Source organism: Pseudomonas sp. MAFF 730105 (assembly GCF_055380705.1).
This window is the reverse complement of the sequence record NZ_AP018438.1, coordinates 3,971,525-3,989,923: the sequence shown is the minus strand read 5'-3', so window position 1 is coordinate 3,989,923 and position 18,399 is coordinate 3,971,525. Positions and strand designations below refer to the sequence as shown.

Below are 18,399 nucleotides of genomic sequence, written 5' to 3'. Positions count from 1 at the left end.
ACCCCTGGGGGCCTGTCTGCTGGCGGCGATGTCGGCTGGGCTGACGTCATCGCGAGCAGGCTCGCTCCCACAGTTTTCCGCGGCGCCGCGCAAATCCTGCTGACAAATCCCTCTGTGGGAGCGGGCAAGCCCGGCTCCCACAGGTCTGGCGGTGTCCGCAAAGGCCAGCTCACTCCAAGTCCAATGTGGGAGCGAGCCTGCGCGCGATAGCGGAGTGTCTGTCACGCAGATGTTGGATGTGCCGCCGCCATCGCGGGCAAGCCTGGCTCCCACAGGGTTGGGCGGGGTATGCAGATGCTGCGTACACCCTGAATCCAATGTGGGAGCGAGCCTGCTCGCGATATCGGTGGGTCAGCTTGTGGTGATGTTCGCCGTACCACCGTCATCGCGAGCAGGCTCGCTCCCACAGTTTTTCCGCATCGCCTCGCCAATCCTGTTCACCCCAGATCCCTCTGTGGGAGCGGGCTTGCTCGCGAAGCGGAGTGTCTGTCACACAGATGTTGAATGTGCCACCGCCATCGCGGGCAAGCCCGGTTTCCACAGGGTTGGCATCCACCTGTTCGTCGTCGGGACTTGTCCCTGCTTCCCATGACAGACATGCCCTACTGAATGCTCTAATTTTTTTTGGCCTGTAAGGAGACAGTCCCGGAGAGGGATCTCCTTCGGTTGCACATGACGATATTCATTGCATTGGCCCGCACGCGGTGATCGGCCCGTCCACCGCCAATCCTCGCGTCCAGGCGACACGCCGTGTCTGAAAACCACATTGATCGTCAACCACTCCGAACCAGAAAAGCAGGTCCTTCGATGCAATTCAGCGAACTGATGGCAGCGCTTTCCAAGCACCCGATTCGTCTCCAGCAGGATGGCGAAAACCTTGTGATCGAGGGCGATGACGAAGGGCTGGAGAGCACGGTATGGGACAGTCTGGCCGTCCATAAGCATGAACTGCTCGCCCTGGTGGAGAGAAACGGTGGCGACTGGTTGAGCCCGGCGTTCCGCATCACACCGGACATGTTGCCGCTGGCGAGCCTGACTCAAGAGCAGATCGACCGGATCGTCGACGGCGTGCCCGGTGGCGCCGGCAATGTCCAGGACATCTACCCGCTGGCGCCGTTGCAGGAAGGTATTTTCTACCATCACCTTGCCGCAGAGCAGGGTGATCCCTATGTGTTGCAGACCTTGTTCGGCGTAGACCAGCGGGCTCGCCTGGACGATTTTCTCCAGGCCTTGCAAGGCGTGATCGATCGCCACGACATCTTGCGCACCTCGGTGGTGTGGGAAGGGTTGGAGGAACCGATGCAAGTGGTCTGGCGCGAGGCCACTCTGACGCTGGAGGAGCTGGCGCTCGATCCGGCCGAGGGCAATATCGAGTGGCAATTGCATCAGCGTTTTGATACCCGACACCACCGTCTGGATGTGGGACGGGCGCCGTTGATGCGCCTGGTCTGTGCTGAGGATCGGGCTAACAACCGCTGGGTGGCGATTCTGTTGTTCCATCATATGGCGCTTGACCATGCAGCCCTGGAGCTGGTGCAGCATGAGATGCAGGCATTCCTGCTCGGCCGGGCCGATGAATTGCCTGAGCCGGTACCTTTTCGTAACTACGTGGCACAGGTGCGCCTGGGCATAGGTGCTGAAGCCCATGAAGGGTTCTTCCGCGAGATGCTGGGCGATGTCGATGAACCGACCCTGCCATTCGGCCTGCAAGAGGTGCAGGGCGCAGGACCGGGCATCGAGGATGCCACACTGACACTCGCCAGCAGCCTGAGTCTGGGCTTGAGGACCCAGGCGCGTCTGCTCGGCGTGAGTGCGGCGAGTCTGGTTCACCTGGCCTGGGCGCAGGTGCTGGGCCGTGTGTCGGGTCGGGACGATGTGGTGTTCGGCACCGTGCTGATGGGGCGGATGCAGGGCGGCGAAGGGGGCGACCGCGCCTTGGGCATGTTCATCAACACCTTGCCGCTGCGGGTTAGCATTGGCGGGCAGGATGTACGCGCCGGGGTCAAGGCGACCCATGCACGGTTGACCGCATTGCTCGGCCACGAGCATGCCTCCCTGGCCTTGGCCCAGCGTTGCAGCGGTGTGGCTGCACCTGCGCCGCTGTTCAGCGCCTTGCTCAATTACCGTCACACCAGTACGGCGACTTCGACTGAAGCGGTATCTGCCTGGAACGGTATCCAGGTGCTCGGTGGCGAGGAGCGGACCAACTACCCGCTGATGCTCTCTGTGGATGATCTGGGCGAGGACTTCAGCCTGACCGTCCAGGCGGTGAACGGGATCGACGCGCCGCGGATCTGTGCCTATATGGAAACGGCGCTGGCGACTTTGGCCCAGGCGCTGGAGTGTGCGCCTGCGTCGTCGCTGGCTGATTTGCCGATTCTGCCCGCAGCGGAGCGCGAGCAACTGCTGGTGGCGTTCAACGCCACCGATGCCGAGTACCCGCTGGAACAGACTATTCATGGGCTGTTCGAGGAACAGGTGCAGCGTACGCCGGAAGCGCTGGCGGTGCTGCATGGCGAGCAGCGCCTGAACTACCGAGAGCTGAACGAGCAGGCCAATCGCTTGGCGCATTATCTGCGCAGGCAGGGCGTGCGGCCGGATTCGCGGGTGGCGATCTACGTCGAACGTGGCCTCGACATGGTCGTGGGCTTGCTGGCGATCCTCAAGGCGGGTGGCGGTTACGTGCCGCTGGATCCGGCCTATCCGGCAGATCGGATTGCCTACATGCTGGAAGACAGCGCTCCGGCCGTGGTGCTGGCCCAATCGGCAACGGTTGGTTTGTTGGCCGGTGCTTCGATGCCGGTGATCGACCTCGGTAGCGGGCGCTGGCAGGACGAGTCCGTCTCGAATCCGCAGGTGCCTGAGCTGACCTCGGCGCATCTGGCCTACGTGATCTACACCTCCGGTTCCACCGGTTTGCCGAAAGGCGTGATGATCGAACACCGCAACACAGTGAATTTCCTGACCTGGGCCCATCGTTCGTTCGATGCGCAAACCCTGTCCAAAACTCTGTTCTCGACTTCGCTGAACTTCGACCTGGCGGTCTACGAATGCTTCGCACCGCTGACGTCGGGCGGCAGCATCGAAGTCGTCACTAATGTGCTGGAACTGCAGCAAGGCGAGCACGACATCACCCTGATCAACACCGTACCGTCGGCGCTCAAGGCGCTATTGGAATCCGGTGGTTTGAGCGATGGCATCGATACGGTCAACGTGGCCGGTGAGGCGCTCAAGCGGAGTCTGGTGGAAGCGTTGTTCGAACAGACTCAGGTCAAGCGCCTGTGCAACCTCTACGGCCCTTCGGAAACCACGACCTATTCCAGTTGGGTGTCGATGGCCCGTGAAGACGGCTTTGCTGCCCACATCGGCAAACCGGTGGCGAATACCCAGTTCTACTTGCTGGATGAGCACAAGCAACCGGTACCGCTAGGCGTTCCGGGTGAAGTCTACATCGGCGGCGCCGGTGTCGCCCGTGGCTATCTCAATCGTGATGATCTGACCGCCGAACGTTTCCTCACGGATCCGTTCAGCGCCACGCCCAACGCCCGGATGTACAAGACCGGCGACCTCGGCCGTTACCTGCCGGACGGCAACATCGAATACCTGGGTCGTAACGACGACCAGGTGAAGATCCGCGGCTTCCGTATCGAACTGGGCGAGATCGAAGCCAAGCTCGCCCAACATGACGCTGTGAGAGAGGCCGTGGTGCTGGCACGCGAAGACGTGCCCGGCGACAAGCGCCTGGTTGCCTATTTCACTCAGTCGGAAGCGGTGGACATCGAGGCTCTGCGCATTCATCTGCAAGGGCAGCTACCGGAATACATGGTTCCCGTGGCTTACGTACACCTCGACGCCTTGCCCCTGACTCCCAACGGCAAGCTCGACCGCAAGGCCTTGCCGGCCCCGGACCTGGATTCGGTCATCACCCGTGGCTACGAAGCCCCCCGAGGTGAAGTTGAAACCACCCTGGCGCAGATCTGGCAGGATCTGCTCAAGGTCGAGCGCGTCGGCCGTCACGACCACTTCTTTGAACTCGGCGGCCACTCGCTGCTGGCCGTCAGCCTGATCGGGCGGATGCGCCAGGTCGGTTTGAGCGCCGACGTGCGCGTGCTGTTCGGCCAGCCGACCTTGATGGCGCTGGCGGCAGCGGTGGGTAGCGGCAGCGAAATACAGATACCGGACAACGGCATCCTGCCGGGCTGCACGCGGATCACGCCGCCGATGCTGCCCCTGGTGGCGCTGGACCAGCAAGCCATCGACCGCATCGTCGCGACGGTGCCGGGCGGCGCTGGCAACGTACAGGATATCTACCCGCTGGCGCCGCTGCAGGAAGGCATCTTCTTCCATCATCTTTCGGCCGAACAGGGCGATCTGTATGTCTTGCAGTCACAGTTCGCCTTCGACCACCGCGAACGGCTCGATGCGTTCGTCGAGGCGTTGCAGGGGGTGATCGATCGTCACGACATCCTGCGGACCAGCGTGGTCTGGGAAGGCTTGGAGTCGCCGGTGCAAGTGGTCTGGCGCGAGGCGAAGCTGCACGTTGAAGCGGTCGACCTCGATCCGGCCGCCGGGGATGCCGTGGCACAGTTGCAGCAGCGCTTCGACCCACGACACCATCGCCTGGATGTCAGCCAGGCACCGTTGATGCGCCTGGCCTATGGACAGGATGCCGCCAATCATCGATTGGTTGCGACGTTGTTGTTCCATCACATGGTGCTCGACCACACGGCGTTGGAAGTGGTGCAGCACGAGATGCAGGCGCATCTGATGGGCGACGTCGGGCAACTGGCCGACGCGGTGCCCTATCGCAATTATGTGGCCCAGGCACGCCTGGGTATGAGCCGGGAAGAACATGAGGTGTTTTTCCGCGAGATGCTCGGCGATATCGACGAACCGACGTTGCCGTTCGGCCTGCAGGATGTGCAGGGCAGTGGCCATGATATCGAAGAGGCCCGGCAATCGGTGGCGGCTTCCCTGGACTTGCGTTTGCGGGCCCAGGCCCGTCAGTTGGGGGTAAGCGTCGCCAGCCTGGTGCACCTGGCCTGGGCCCAGGTGCTGGGCAAGGTATCTGGCAAGCAGGATGTGGTATTCGGCACTGTGCTGATGGGACGGATGCAGGGCGGTACCGACACCGATCGCGCCTTGGGGATGTTCATCAACACCTTGCCGTTGCGGATTCAGGTGGGGCACCAGGGCGTGCGGGCGGGCGTCAAGGCCACCCATGCCCGGTTGACTTCGCTGTTGGGTCACGAACATGCCTCCCTGGCACTGGCCCAGCGCTGCAGCGGCGTGGCGGCGCCGTTGCCGCTGTTCAGCGCCTTGCTCAACTATCGACACAGCGCCATGGGCGACGTTTCGGCGCAGGTGACGGATGCTTGGCAGGGTATTCATGCCCTGGATGGCGAAGAGCGTACCAACTATCCACTGACATTGAACGTCGACGACCTGGGCAACGGTTTGCGCTTGACGGTGCAGGGAGCGGCGCAGGTTGACGCGCAGCGGGTCTGCGGCTACATGCATGCGGTCCTGGAAAAACTCGTGGAGGCGCTGGAGCAGACGCCCCAGGCGGCGTTGTATCGCTTGCCGATTCTGCCTGAAGCGGAACGTGAGCAACTGCTGGTGGCGTTCAACGCCACCGAGGCCGAGTACCCGCTGGAACAGACCGTTCATGGGTTGTTCGAGGATCAGGTGCAGCGCACGCCGGATGCGCTGGCGGTGCTGCATGGCGATCAGCGCCTGAGCTATCGCGAGCTGAACGAACGGGCCAACCGTTTGGCGCATTACCTGCGCAAGCAGGGCGTGCAACCCGATTCGCGGGTGGCGATCTGCGTCGAGCGTGGTCTCGACATGGTCGTGGGCTTGCTGGCGATTCTCAAGGCCGGTGGCGGTTACGTGCCACTGGATCCGGCCTATCCGGCGGATCGGATTGCCTACATGCTGGAAGACAGCGCGCCGGCCGTGGTCCTGGTCCAGACGGCGACCCTTGGGTTGTTGGCTGGTGCCAAGATGCCTGTGATCGATCTCGGTAGCGGGCTCTGGCAGGACGAGTCCGTCTCGAATCCGCAGGTTGCCGAGCTGACCTCGTCGCATCTGGCCTATGTGATCTACACCTCCGGTTCGACCGGGTTGCCCAAGGGTGTGATGATCGAACACCGCAATACGGTGAATTTCCTGACGTGGGCCCATCGTTCGTTCGATGCGAAAACCCTGTCCAAAACCCTGTTCTCGACCTCGCTGAACTTCGACCTGGCGGTCTACGAATGCTTCGCACCGCTGACGTCGGGCGGCAGCATCGAGGTGGTCACTAATGTGCTGGAACTGCAACAGGGCGAGCACGACATCACCCTGATCAACACCGTGCCGTCGGCGCTCAAGGCCTTGCTGGAATCCGGTGGGCTGGGCGAGGGCGTGGATACGGTGAACGTGGCCGGTGAAGCCCTCAAGCGCAGTCTGGTGGAAGCGTTGTTCGAACAGACTCAGGTCAAGCGTCTGTGCAACCTCTACGGGCCTTCGGAAACCACGACCTATTCCAGTTGGGTGTCGATGGCCCGTGAAGACGGCTTTGCTGCCCACATCGGCAAGCCTGTGGCGAACACCCAGTTCTACCTGCTGGATGAGCATAAACAACCGGTGCCGCTGGGCGTGCCGGGTGAAATCTACATCGGTGGCGCAGGTGTCGCCCGTGGTTATCTCAATCGTGATGACCTCACTGCCGAGCGTTTCCTCAAGGATCCGTTCAGCAGCGAACCGAACGCCCGGATGTACAAGACCGGCGACCTCGGCCGTTACCTGCCGGACGGCAACATCGAATATCTGGGCCGTAACGACGATCAGGTGAAGATCCGTGGTTTCCGCATCGAACTGGGCGAGATCGAAGCCAAGCTCGCTCAGCACGAGGCCGTGAAGGAGGCGGTGGTGCTGGCCCGCGAGGACGTACCAGGCGACAAGCGTCTGGTCGCCTATTTCACCCAGTCAGAAGCGGTGGACATCGAGACCCTGCGCAGCCACCTGCAAGGGCAATTGCCGGAATACATGGTGCCTGTGGCCTATGTGCGTCTCGATGCCATGCCGCTGACCCCCAATGGCAAGCTCGACCGCAAGGCCTTGCCGGCGCCGGAACACGATGCACTCATCACCCGCGGCTACGAAGCTCCACAAGGTGAGACTGAAATCGCCCTGGCGCAGATCTGGCAGGACCTGTTGGGCCTGCAACAAGTGGGGCGTCACGACCACTTCTTCGAGCTGGGCGGCCATTCGCTGCTGGCCGTCAGCCTGATCGGGCGCATGCGCCAGCTCGGCTGGTCGGCGGACATCCGTGTGCTGTTTGGTCAGCCGACTTTGATGGCGCTGGCCGCCGCGGTCGGTAGCGGTCGCGATGTCGAGGTACCGGACAACGGCATTCTGCTGGGGAGCACTCGGATCACGCCGTCGATGCTACCGCTGGTCGCTCTGGACCAGCAGGCCATCGACCGCATCGTTGCGACGGTGCCGGGTGGTGCGCGCAATGTGCAAGACATCTACCCCCTGGCACCGTTGCAGGAAGGCATTCTCTACCACCACATTGCAGCGGCCACCGGTGACCCCTATGTGTTGCAGGCGACGTTCACCGTCACCGACCATGGGCGCCTGGACGCATTTGCCCATGCGCTGCAGGCGGTGATCGATCGCCATGACATTCTGCGTACGTCGGTGGTCTGGGAAGGCCTGGACGAGCCGGTGCAGGTGGTCTGGCGCAAAGCGCAACTGGCGGTCGAGGAGGTGGTACTGGCCGCCGAGGCGGGCGATATCGCCGGACAGCTGCGTGAGCGCTTCGACACACTGCATTACCGTCTCGACATGCAACAGGCACCGCTGATGCGCATTGCCTTTGCCCATGACCCGGCCAACCAGCGCTGGGTCGCGCTGTTGCTGTTCCATCACATGGCACTGGATCACACGGCACTGGAAGTGGTGCGCCACGAAATGCAGGCGCATCTGCTGGGCCAGGGCGATCAACTGGGTGAAGCGGCACCTTTCCGTAACTACGTGGCCCAGGCTCGCCTGGGTGTCAGCCGCGAGGAACATGAAGCATTCTTCCGCGACATGCTCGGTGACATCGACGAACCGACGCTGCCCTTCGGTGTGCAGGATGTACGCGGCGACGGCAGCGATATCGAGGAGGCCGGGTTGCACCTTTGCGCAGACCTGAGTCGCCGTCTGCGGGCCCAGGCCCGGACGTTGGGGGTGAGTGCGGCGAGCCTGCATCACCTGGCCTGGGCGCGGGTACTGAGCCAGGTATCCGGCAAACAGGACGTAGTATTCGGCACTGTGTTGATGGGCCGGATGCAGGGTGGCGACGGTGCCGAACATGCATTGGGCATGTTCATCAACACCTTGCCGCTTCGGCTGGACGTGGGCGACCAGGATGTGCGCGGCAGTACCAAGGCCGCACATGCCCGGTTGACCGGCCTGCTGGGGCATGAGCACGCGTCCCTGGCCCTGGCCCAACGTTGCAGCGGCGTGGTCGCGCCGATGCCGCTGTTCAGTGCCTTGCTCAACTATCGGCACAGCGGCGCGGATGTGACTTCGGCCGATGCATTGGCGGCCTGGAACGGCATCGAGATCCTGAGCAACGAAGAGCGCACCAACTACCCGCTGACGCTGTCGGTGGACGACCTGGGCGAAGATTTCCACCTGACCGCGCTGGCGCTGCCGCAGATCGGCGCGCAGCGGATCTGCGCCTACATGAACGTGGTGCTGGAGAACCTGGTGTCTGCGTTGGAGCAGGCGCCACAGACGCCATTGAACAGCCTATCGGTCCTGCCGTCGGCCGAGCGTCGCCAACTGCTGGTGGAATTCAATGCCACGACCCGCAGCTATCCGCAGGACAGGACCGTCCATGGTCTGTTCGAGGCACGGGTGCAGGCCAATCCCGAGGCGCTGGCGGCAGTGCATGACGAGCACAGCCTGACCTACGCCGAGCTGAACGACCGGGCCAATCGCCTGGCCCGTCATCTGGTCGGCCTGGGTGTACAGCCGGGGGAGCGCGTGGCGATTTTGCTGGAGCGCTCTCTTGAACTGTTGGTCAGCCAACTGGCAGTGCTCAAATGCGCCGCTGCCTTTGTGCCGCTGGATATCCACGCGCCCCTGGAACGCCAGCAGTTCATGGTCGAAGACAGCGGGGCGCGGGTACTGCTGACCCTGAGTGCCACGACCGCGACGCGAGGCCCTGTGCGTGTCGACCTGGATACCGTCGAGCTGGACAAGTCCGCCGATAACCTCGATCTGACCCTGAGCGCCGAAGCGGTTGCCTACATCATGTACACCTCCGGCTCCACCGGCACCCCGAAAGGCGTGCTGGTGCCGCATCGGGCGATCAACCGCTTGGTGATCAACAACGGCTACGCGGATTTCAACGCCGGGGATCGGGTGGCGTTTGCTTCCAACCCGGCGTTCGATGCCAGTACCCTGGATGTCTGGGCGCCGTTGCTCAACGGCGGTTGCGTGGTGGTGGTCGAACAGGATGTGCTGCTGGACCAGGCGCGCTTTGCCGCGCTGTTGACCGAGCAATCGGTCAGCGTGCTGTGGATGACTGCCGGGCTGTTCCACCAGTACGCTGCGGGCATGCTGCCGGTGTTCAAACAGCTGCGCTACCTGATCGTGGGTGGCGACGTGCTGGATCCGGCGGTAATCAGTCGCGTCCTGAAAGATGGCGCACCGCAGCATCTGCTCAACGGCTATGGCCCGACGGAAGCGACCACGTTCACCACCACGCACGAAATCCGTACCGTGGGCGAGGGGGGAATTCCGATTGGTCGTCCCGTCGGCAACAGTCGGGTTTATGTGCTGGACGCCCAACAGCAACCCGTGCCAGTGGGTGTGGCGGGCGAGTTGTACATTGGTGGTGACGGTGTAGCCCTTGGTTACCTGAACCGTCCGGAACTGAGCGCCGAGAAGTTCGTCGCCGACCCGTTCAGCGCCGATCCGGCGGCCTTGCTCTACCGCACCGGCGACCTGGCGCGCTGGCGTGCCGACGGCGCCGTGGATTACCTGGGGCGTAACGACGACCAGGTGAAGATCCGTGGCTTCCGTATCGAACTGGGCGAGATCGAGGCCCGGTTGGGCCAATGTGCCGGCGTGAAAGACGCCGTGGTGCTGGCGCGGCAGGACGAAGCCGGGCCGAAACGCCTGGTGGGTTATGTGATTCCGGAAGCGGACATCACCCTGTCGGTACACGAGCTGCGTAGCCAACTGGCCAGCACGCTGGCCGAGTACATGGTCCCCAGCGCCTTCGTCGTGCTGCCATCCTTCCCATTGACCGCCAACGGCAAGCTGGACCGTCGCGCACTGCCGGCGCCAGACGCCGAGGCCTATGCCAGCCGTGAATACGAAGCCCCGCAGGGTGAAGTGGAACAGACCCTGGCCCGGCTCTGGGCCGAGGTGCTCAAGGTTGAGCAGATCGGTCGTCACGATCACTTCTTCGAACTCGGCGGTCACTCGCTGCTGGCGGTGACCCTGATCGAACGCATGCGCCAGGCCGGTCTGAGTGCCGATGTGCGGGTGCTGTTCAGCCAGCCAACCCTGGCCGCGCTGGCTGCGGCGGTGGGCAGCGGCAAGGAAATTGCGGTCCCCGAAAACCTGATTCCGCTGGATTGTGAACACATCACTCCGGAGCTGTTGCCGCTGGTCAACCTGACCCAGGATACGATAGACCAGATCGTGGCGACCGTGCCGGGTGGTGCCCGTAATGTGCAGGACATCTACCCGCTGGCGCCGTTGCAGGAAGGCATTCTCTATCACCACCTGGCCGCCGAACAGGGCGACCCCTACGTGCTCCAGTCGCAGTTCGCCTTCGACAGCCTCGAACGCTTCGAGGCGTTCGTCGAGGCGTTGCAGGTGGTGATCGACCGCCACGACATCCTGCGCACCAGCGTGGCCTGGGAAGGCCTGGACGAACCACTGCAGTTGGTCTGGCGCCAGGTGAAGCTGGAGCCACAGCGCTTCGAGGCCGACGCCACGGCCGGCGATGTCGCCACGCAACTGGCGAGCCGCTTCGATGCGCGCCACTACCGCCTGGACCTGCGCCGTGCACCGATGTTGCAACTGGTCTACAGCCAGGACGAGGCCCAGGACCGCTGGGTGGCGATCCTGCTGTTCCACCACATGGCGCTGGACCATACCGCGCTGGATGTGATGCAGCATGAAATGCAACTGCACCTGTTGGGGCAAGGCGAGCGATTGGGCGAAGCGATGCCTTATCGCAACTATGTGGCCCAGGCACGACTGGGTGCGAGCGAGGCGGAGCACGAGGCGTTCTTCCGCGACATGCTCGGCGATATCGATGAGCCAACACTGCCCTTCGGCTTGCAGGATGTGCAGGGGGACGGCCATGGCATTGCTGAGGTCCGCGAGGCGGTGGATCCTGAGCTGTCCAGGCGTCTGCGGGCCCAGGCCCGGCAATTAGGCGTCAGTGCCGCCAGCCTGGTGCACCTGGCGTGGGCGCAGGTGCTGGGCAAGGTGTCCGGCAGCCAGCAGGTGGTGTTCGGCACAGTATTGCTGGGCCGGATGCAGGGCGGCGAGGGGGCCGACCGGGCCCTGGGGATGTTCATCAACACCTTGCCGTTGCGCGTGGACGTGGGCGCTCAGGATGTTCGTACCGGGGTCAAGGCGACCCACGCCCGATTGACGGATTTGCTGGGCCATGAACATGCCTCCCTGGCGCTGGCCCAGCGCTGCAGTGGCGTGGCGGCGCCGACGCCGCTGTTCAGCGCCTTGCTCAACTACCGGCACAGCGCCGCCGAGGTGACCCAGGACGCCCTCACGGCCTGGAACGGGATCGAGGCGCTCAATGGTGACGAACGTACCAACTACCCGCTGACCCTTAACGTCGATGATCTTGGGGAAGGTTTCTCCCTCACGGCCCTGGTCGATACCTCGATCGGTGCCGCACGCATCTGCGGTTACATGCAGATGGCACTGGACAGCCTGGTCACCGCCCTGGAGCAAGCGCCGCACACTGCGCTGCACGCCTTGACGGTCCTGCCGCCAGTTGAACGCCGGCAGTTGCTGGAAACCTGGAACACCCGGGATGCCGAATATGCCGCAGACGCCCTGATCCATCGTCAATTCGAAGCCTGGGCAATGGCCCAGCCGGACGCCGTGGCGGTGGTCCATGAAGACCAGACGCTGACCTACGGTCAGCTCAATGCCCGCGCGAACCAGTTGGCCCACAGCCTGTTGGCCGTGGGTATTCGCCCGGACGACCGGGTGGCGATTTGTGTCGAGCGCGGCCTGGACATGATTGTCGGCCTGTTGGGCATCCTCAAGGCGGGGGCGGGCTACGTGCCGCTGGACCCGGCCTATCCGGCGGAACGCATCGCCTACATGCTGCACGACAGCCGCCCGGTGGCGCTGGTAACCCAGCGTGAGTGGTGTGAAACCCTGCCGCCATTGAGCGTGCCGACCGTGCTGCTCGATCCGCTCGAAGCCGGCGAAATGGAGCAGCAGCCACGACATAACCCGGATGTACCGGGCCTTGGGGCCAGTCACCTGGCCTATGTGATCTACACCTCCGGCTCTACCGGATTGCCCAAAGGCGTGATGGTCGAACACCGCAACGTCGCGCGATTGTTCTCGGCCACCCAACCGTGGTTCGATTTCGGCCCGCAAGACGTCTGGGCACTGTTCCATTCCTTTGCCTTCGATTTCTCGGTCTGGGAAATCTGGGGCGCACTGACCCAGGGCGGCCGTCTGCTGGTGGTGCCACAACTGGTCAGCCGCTCCCCGCAATACTGCTATGCGTTGCTGTGCGAGGCCGGGGTGACCATCCTCAACCAGACGCCGAGCGCGTTCCGCCAGTTGATCGCGGCCCAGGGCGAGAGCGACCTGGACCACAGCCTGCGGCAGGTGATCTTCGGCGGTGAAGCGCTGGAAACCGGGATCCTCAAGCCTTGGTACGCTCGTCAAGCCAACGCCCGCACGCAACTGGTGAATATGTACGGCATCACCGAAACCACCGTGCACGTGACCTACCGTGCACTGTGTGCTGCCGACGCCCAACTGACCGGCGTCAGCCCTATCGGCAAACGCATCCCTGACTTGCAGTTGTATGTGCTCGACGCACAACGCGAACCCGTACCGGTCGGTGTGGTCGGCGAAATGTACGTCGGTGGCGCGGGTGTGAGCCGCGGTTATCTGAACCGCGAGGAGCTGACCGCCGAGCGTTTCCTCGACAATCCCTTCAGCGATGAGCCGAACGCCCGCCTATACAAGACCGGTGACCTCGGTCGCTGGCTGGCGGACGGCAGTATCGAATACCTCGGGCGTAACGATGACCAGGTGAAGATCCGCGGCTTCCGTATTGAATTGGGTGAGATCGAGGCCAAGCTGGCCGCCTGCAACGGCGTGCGCGAAGCCGTGGTTCTGGCGCGCCAGGACACGCCGGGGGACCAGCGCCTGGTGGCCTATGTAATTGCCGAAGAGGGCGAGCCACCGTCGGCGGCCGAACTGCGCGCCGAGCTGCTGGGTTCCCTGGCGGAATACATGGTGCCCAGCGCGTTCGTGATGTTGACGGTATTCCCGCTGACCACCAACGGCAAGCTGGACCGCAAGGCGTTACCGGTGCCCGACCAGTCCTCGGTGGTGACCCGCGAATACGAGGCGCCCCAAGGCGAGGTCGAGACAGCGATTGCGCGGATCTGGCAAGACCTGCTGCAGGTGGAGCAGGTCGGCCGTCATGACCACTTCTTTGAAATGGGCGGCCATTCGCTGCTGGCAGTGAAACTGGTCGAGCGCATGCGCCAGATCGACCTGGCTGCCGATGTCCGCGTGCTGTTCGGCCAGCCAACGCTGGCGGCATTGGCGGCGGCCGTAGGCGGCGTGCGCGAAATCGTGGTGCCGGCCAACCGCATTCCCGCCGACTGCACACGGATCACACCGGACATGTTGCCCCTGGTCGATCTGGACCAGGACGGTATCGACCGCGTCGTCGCGTCGGTGCCGGGCGGTGTACGCAATGTGCAGGATATCTATGCCCTCGCCCCATTGCAGGAGGGGATCCTGTATCACCACCTTGCTGCGGCCCAGGGCGACCCCTATCTGCAATATGTACAGTTCACCTACGACAGCCGCGCCCGCTTGGACGACTTCGCCAGGGCGTTGCAAGACGTGGTGTCTCGCCACGATATCCTGCGCACCGGCGTGGTCTGGGAAGGGCTGGACGAGCCTGTACAAGTGGTCTGGCGCGAGGCCCGACTGGGGCTCGATGAGATCGTGCTGGACCCGGCGGCGGGAGATATCGCGCAACAACTGCGCGAGCACCTGCACCCTCGCCATCATCGCCTGGACATCCGTCAGGCGCCGATGATGCGCATCGGCTATGCCGAAGACGTGGCGAACAATCGCTGGGTCGGCATGCTGCTGTTCCACCACATGGTCGACGACGCGACGTCCCTGGCCATGCTCACGGCGGAAATCGAGGCCCATGTGATGGGGCGCGAGCATCTGCTGGCAGCCTCGGTGCCGTATCGCAACTATGTAGCCCAGGCCCGTCTGGGCATCAGCCGCGAAGAGCACGAAGGGTTCTTCCGCGAGATGCTGGGCGATGTGACCGAGCCGACGTTGCCGTTCGGCCTGCAGGATGTGCAGGGCGACGGACGTGGGATCGAAGAAGTCCGTCAGCCGGTCGATGGAGCGCTCAGCCAGCGCTTGCGGGCGCAGGCCCGTCAACTCGGGGTGAGCGCGGCGAGCCTGTATCACTTGGCCTGGGCGCAGGTGCTGGGCCGTGTCTCGGGCAAGGACGATGTCGTGTTCGGCACCGTGTTGCTGGGCCGGATGCAGGGCGGCGAGGGGGCCGACCGGGCACTGGGGATGTTCATCAACACCTTGCCGTTGCGGGTGGAACTGGGCACGCAGGGTGTACGTGCCGGGGTCAAGGCGACCCATGCACGCTTGACCGCTTTGCTCGGCCATGAGCATGCCTCTTTGGTGCTGGCCCAGCGTTGCAGTGGCGTGACCGCGCCGGCACCGTTGTTCAGCGCGCTGCTGAACTATCGTCACCTTGGTGCGCAGACGGCTTCCAGCGAAGCCATCGCGGCCTGGGAAGGTATCCAGGTTCTGGGCGGCGAAGAGCGGACCAACTATCCGTTGACGTTGTCGGTGGATGACCTGGGCGAAGGCTTCAACCTGACCGTCATGGCTGAAGCGTCGATCGGCGCCGGGCGTGTCTGCGACTATGTGCAATGCGTGCTGGAGCATCTGCTGGAGGCGCTGGAGCAGTCGCCCCTGGCGCCATTGGGCGAGTTGCAGATCCTGCCGCCGGCCGAGCGCCGACAACTGCTGGAAACCTGGAATGCCTCGGATGTGGTCTATGCCGACAATGCGCTGATCCATGGGCAGTTCGAGGCACGTGCGGCGACACACCCTGATGCGGTGGCCGTGGTGTTCGAGAGCCGGACGCTGACCTACGGTGAACTCAATGCCCGGGCCAACCGGCTCGCGCATCATTTGCTGGCCCTGGGCATTCGCCCGGATGATCGGGTGGCGATCTGTGTCGAGCGTGGCCTGGACATGATCGTCGGCCTGTTGGGCATCCTCAAGGCGGGCGCCGGTTATGTGCCGCTGGATCCGGCCTATCCGGCCGAACGTCTCGCCTATCTGTTGCAGGACAGTGCGCCGGTTGCGGTGTTGGCACAGACCGCGACACGTCGCTTGTTGGCCGACAGTCCGGTCGCTGTGGTTGATCTCGACGGTAGCGACTGGCAGGAGCAATCCGTGCGCAATCCGCAGGTGAAGGGGTTGAATTCCAGTCATCTGGCTTATGTGATCTACACCTCCGGTTCCACTGGTTTGCCCAAAGGCGTGATGGTCGAGCACCGCAACGTGGCCCGGCTGTTCTCGGCCACCCAGCCGTGGTTCGACTTCGGCCCGCAGGACGTCTGGGCACTGTTCCATTCCTTCGCCTTCGACTTCTCGGTCTGGGAAATCTGGGGCGCGCTGACCCACGGCGGCCGCTTGTTGGTGGTGCCGCAACTGGTCAGCCGTTCGCCGCAGGAGTGTTATGCGCTGTTGTGCAAAGCGGGCGTCACGGTGCTGAACCAGACGCCAAGCGCGTTCCGCCAATTGATCGCGGCCCAGGGCGAAAGCGACCTGAGCCACAGCCTGCGCCAGGTGATCTTCGGTGGCGAGGCCTTGGAAACCGGCATCCTCAAACCGTGGTACGCCCGGGCAATCAACGCCGGTACGCAGTTGGTGAACATGTACGGCATCACCGAAACCACCGTGCACGTGACCTACCGTGCACTGTGCGCGGCGGATGCCCAGCTGGTCGGCGTCAGCCCGATTGGCGGACGTATTCCCGACCTGCAACTGTACGTGCTCGACGCCCGGCGCGAGCCGGTGCCGGTGGGCGTGGTGGGTGAAATGTACGTCGGTGGCGCGGGTGTGAGCCGCGGTTACCTTAACCGCGACGAACTGACCGCCGAACGTTTCCTGAAGAACCCGTTCAGCGATGAACCGAACGCCCGCATGTACAAGACCGGCGACCTCGGTCGCTGGCTGGCGGACGGTAGCATCGAATACCTGGGCCGTAACGACGACCAGGTGAAGATCCGTGGTTTCCGTATCGAGCTGGGCGAGATCGAGGCCGCGCTGGCGGCTTGCGAAGGGGTCAGCGAGGCGGTGGTCATCGCCCGCGAGGACGAGCCGGGCGACAAGCGCCTGGTGGCTTATGTCATCGCCAGGGAGGACGCGCAGCCAGTAGCTGCCGAGCTGCGCACGCAGTTGCTGGGCTCGCTGGCCGACTACATGGTGCCAAGCGCCTTCGTGGTGCTCGACGCCTTCCCGTTGACCACCAACGGCAAGCTGGACCGTAAGGCGTTGCCGGCACCGGATCAATCGGCGGTGATCAGCCGCGAATACGAAGCTCCCCAAGGGGAAGTGGAAAGCGCCATTGCCCGGATCTGGCAGGATTTGCTCAAGCTCGAACGAGTAGGTCGCCACGACAATTTCTTCGAGCTGGGCGGTCATTCGCTGCTGGCGGTCAAGTTGATCGAGCGCATGCGCCAGGTGGATCTGAGCGCCGACGTGCGGGTGCTGTTCGGCCAGCCGACATTGGCTGCGCTGGCTGCTGCGGTCGGCGGACACGCAGACATCGTGGTGCCGGCCAACCTCATTCCCGCTGGCTGCATGCGAATCACCCCGGACATGTTGCCCCTGGCCGATCTGGACCAGGAGGCCATCGACCGGATCGTGGCCGCAGTGCCTGGCGGCGTCGCCAACGTGCAGGACATCTATGCCCTGGCGCCGTTGCAGGAAGGCATTCTCTACCATCACCTGGCCGCGGAGCAGGGCGACCCCTACGTGTTGCAGGTGATGTTCGGCTTTGACAGTCGCGAGCGCCTGCAAGCCTTTGCCCAGGCTTTGCAGAGCGTGGTGTCGCGTAACGATATCCTGCGCACCAGCATGGCCTGGCAGGGCCTGGAGTCACCGGTGCAGGTGGTCTGGCGCCACGCGACGCTGGCCCTTGAAGAAATCGGCCTGGATCCGGCGGCGGGCGATGCAGTGCAACAGTTGCACGAACGCTTCGACCCGCGTCACTACCGCCTCGACATTGCCCAGGCACCGTTGATGCGGCTGGCCTATGCCCAGGATCTGGCGAACCAGCGTTGGGTCGGCATGCTGCTGTTCCATCACGTGGCGCTGGACCACACCGCCCTTGAGGTGGTGGTGCATGAAATGCAGGCCAGCCTGCTGGATCAGGCAGAGCTGCTCGCACCGGCTGTGCCGTACCGCAATCATGTCGCCCAGGCCCGGTTGGGCGTGAGTCGCGAACAGCACGAAGCGTTCTTCCGCGACATGCTGGGTGACATCGACGAACCGACGTTGCCGTTCGGTCTGCTGAATGTGCAGGGCGACGGCAGCGGCATCGAAGAAGTGCAACAAGGCGTGGATGCGGCATTGGCCCAGCGCTTGCGGGCGCAGGCCCGTCAGCTCGGGGTGAGTGCGGCGAGCCTGGTCCACCTGGCCTGGGGCCAGGTAGTCGGGCGCGTCTCAGGGCGTGAAGAAGTGGTGTTCGGCACCGTACTGATGGGCCGGATGCAGGGCGGCGACGGTGCAGACCGGGCGCTGGGGATGTTTATCAACACCTTGCCGCTGCGGGTGAGTGTGGGGCAAACCGACGTCCGTACAGGCGTGAAGGCCACCCACGCCCGGTTGAGCGGGTTGCTGGGGCATGAACATGCTTCCCTGGCCTTGGCCCAGCGTTGCAGCGGCGTACCGGCCTCTCTTCCATTGTTCAGCACGCTGTTGAACTATCGGCACAGCGCCGGTGAAGCCGCGTCCGAGCAGGCCATCTCGGCCTGGCACGGGATTCACACCCTGGGCATGGAAGAACGGACCAACTACCCGTTGTGCCTGAACGTC

Annotated in this window: 1 protein-coding gene (running past one end of the window); it reads left to right on the top strand. The window is 63.8% G+C overall.

Annotated elements, in window-relative coordinates:
- The first annotated feature begins 807 nt into the window (after positions 1-807).
- Positions 808-18,399, top strand: partial view of a non-ribosomal peptide synthase/polyketide synthase gene (locus PCOSP_RS17205; RefSeq protein ID WP_464709127.1) — the 5' portion only. The gene runs 13,305 nt beyond the window's last position; only the first 17,592 of its 30,897 coding nucleotides appear in the window; its start codon is at positions 808-810; the stop codon falls past the right edge of the window.